At 63.7% G+C, this 2,899-nt stretch carries 1 protein-coding gene; it reads left to right on the plus strand.

The window, feature by feature from the left end; all coding sequences use genetic code 11:
- Positions 1–146 precede the first annotated feature (146 nt).
- Positions 147–2,882: a LuxR C-terminal-related transcriptional regulator gene (locus OC610_RS24670; protein ID WP_264431590.1), complete on the plus strand. Its 2,736-nt coding sequence runs from the start codon at positions 147–149 to the stop codon at positions 2,880–2,882.
- The last annotated feature ends 17 nt before the right edge of the window (positions 2,883–2,899 follow it).

The raw sequence follows: 2,899 nt of genomic DNA on the forward strand, positions 1-2,899 counted from the left end.
GGGAGCAAGCTCCCTCGCCACGACAGCGATCAAGCATTTGTAGCCTTTTTGTAGCCATTTGTAGCACTCCCTTCAATACCTCTCCGTTTACGGCTAGTCTGCGGACATCTGCAACGCCGCCACCCGCATTCCAACAAGAGCCGGCCATGACTGATTTGTCTTCACTTCCGGATTCTTCCCGCGCAGCCATCGCGGTACAGGAAGGGCGCTTCTACCGCCCACCCTTGCCCGACGGTCATGTCGTGCGGCCGCGGTTGTGCGAGCGCCTGGGTGCCGGGCTTGGTGGCCGGTTGCTGTTGGTGAGTGCGCCGGCGGGGTTTGGCAAAAGCTCGCTGGCCGTGGAGTTCTGCCAGGGCTTGCCGGCCCACTGGCACAGCCTCTGGTTGGGGCTCAGCGCCAGGGACAACGACCCGGGGCGTTTCCTGGAGCGGCTGCTCGAAGGGCTCCAGGCGTTTTTCCCGCAACTGGGTGGCCGGGCACTGGGCCTGCTGAAAATGCGCCAGCGCCATCAGCCCTTCGCGTTCGAAGAATGGCTCGACGGTCTGCTCGATGAACTGTCGGCGCACCTGTCCCCCCGCAATCCCTTGTTGCTCGTGCTCGACGACTATCATCTTGCCCAGAGCCCGGTGCTGGATCGCTGCCTGCAGTTTTTCCTCAATCACCTGCCCGACGGGCTGCTGGTGCTGGTCACCAGCCGCCAGCGGCCGGATTGGCACCTGGCGCGCTTGCGTCTGTCGCGACAGTTGCTCGAACTCAACGAGCAGGACCTGCGCCTGACCCACGACGAAGCGCAGACCTTGCTCCAGCTTCACAGCAGTACACTGCGCGGGGAGGCGCTGGAAAGCCTCATCCAGCGCAGCGAAGGCTGGGTGGCCGGGCTGCGTTTCTGGTTGCTCGCCGCTTCCGAGGCCGGCAGCGAAGGGCGACTTCCCCAGGCCCTGCACGGTGGCGAGGGGCTGATCCGCGATTACCTGCTGGAGGAAGTCATCGACTGCCTGCCCGCCGAGGTGCAGGCGTTTCTCTATGACATCGCCCCGCAAGAGCGCTTCTGCAGCGAACTGTGCGATGCGGTGCGCGATGCCCATGACAGTCAGGAAATTCTTCAATACCTGGCCGCGCACCAAGTGTTCCTGGTGCCGTTGGACGAACATGGCCACTGGTACCGTTTCCATCATCTGTTTTCCGACCTGTTGCGCAGCCGTCCCAGTGCGCCGGCCATGGTGCCGGCCGCGACTTTGCACCTTCGGGCCTGCCGCTGGTTCAACGCCCAGGGCTTGATCGACGAAGCCGTAGAGCAGGCGCTGCGGGCCGGGCACCTGGACGTGGCGGCGAACCTCGTGCAGAACCTGTCAGAGGAGCAACTGCTGGCCGAACAGAACGTCGGCATGTTGCTGCGCTGGAAAATGGACTTGCCCGACAGCCTGCTCATCAGCACCCCGAGGTTGATCGTGCTCTACAGTTGGGCGCTGGGCCTGGCCTGCCAACTGGATGCCGCCGAGGAGTTGGCCGCACACTTGAGCCGCTTCCTGCCGGCCCCATCGGCCACTGCGCAAAAGTCCATGCTCGCGCAATGGCTCGCCCTGAGCGGCATTGTTGCCCGAGGGCGTGGCGACCGCGCGGCCACGTTGCGCTATTGCACCGAAGCCCTGGAAAGCCTGCCGCAAAAACGCTATGGCCAACGCCTGATGTGCTTGTCCACGCTGTCGAACCTGGCGATTGCCGATGGCGACTTGTGGCGGGCTCGTGCCTTGAATCGAGACTCCCTGGAGCTGGCGCAACGGGTCGGCAATCCGCTCTTCGAGGCCCTGGCCCATTACGATCGGGCCCGGGTACTGCAAGCCCGGGGGGAAATCCTGCGGGCGCTCGAAGAGGTGAGACAAGGGCTGCAACGTCTGCAGGGTTTGTCGCCACAACGGTTGTACGCGGTGCGAGCGCGTTTGGTCCTGTATGAGGGATTTCTGCTGACCCTGCGCATGCAGTCCCAGGCTGGATTGGCACGGTTGCAAGCCGGCCTGACCGAAGCCAGGGCCTGCCGTGACATCAGCGTGTTGATCGGCCATTGCGTGATTGCACGGGTCGAAGGCTACAACGGCGAGTTCGCCCGGGCCTTTGCCGAACTGGCCGAGGCTGAGCGCCTGATGCATATCTGGGACGTTCCGCCGGTGTATTACCTGGCGATGATCACCCTGGTCAAATGCGAGCTCTGGCTTGCCCAGGGCCGCACCGAGCTGGCCGAAGCCTGGTTGGCGCGACTGGGACAGACCTACACCGGCGAACGGGCTGCCGCGCCTCCGGAATTCCATCCGCAACTGCCACTGCACGTGGAACTGCAACAGGCCTTGCTGGAGTCCATCCGCGGGCAACCGATGCAAGCCGAAGGGCGCCTCGATGCGTTGCTGGAGCACGCGCAGCAAACCGGGCGGCAAATGCTCAGCGTCATGGTGCTCAATCAGAAGGTCGCCTTGCTGCTCGCTGTGGAGCGTGAGCCGCAGGCACGAAACGCCCTTGCCCAAGCCTTCGAGGCCGCCATCGGCGGGGTGCTGCAACCTTTCGAGTGGTTGTTGAAAGAACATCCCGAGTGGCTGCGCGAGCAACTGTTGCAGGCACCGCCCAGCGATTTGCGCCAACAACTGCTCGAATCCTTGCCATCGGCGGCGACGCCAGCCACCGAATCCATGACGCCGGTCGAGACCCTCAGTAGCCGTGAACGCGCGGTGTTGCAACTGATCGCCCAGGGCTGTTCCAACCAGGAGATCAGCGAGCAATTGTTCATTTCGCTGCACACGGTGAAAACCCACGCCAGCCATATCAACAGTAAACTCGGCGTGGAGCGCCGCACCCAGGCCGTGGCGCGGGCGAAGGCGTTGGGGTTGTTGGGATGAGGTTGCTGTGACGAAAC

The sequence above is a fragment of the Pseudomonas agronomica genome (genome assembly GCF_025917275.1).
Taxonomy (GTDB): domain Bacteria; phylum Pseudomonadota; class Gammaproteobacteria; order Pseudomonadales; family Pseudomonadaceae; genus Aquipseudomonas; species Aquipseudomonas agronomica.

Bases quoted from the DNA above. Each gene is read 5' to 3' on its own strand.
- OC610_RS24670 (WP_264431590.1), top strand. From the start codon at position 147: ATGACTGATTTGTCTTCACTTCCGGATTCTTCCCGCGCAGCCATCGCG.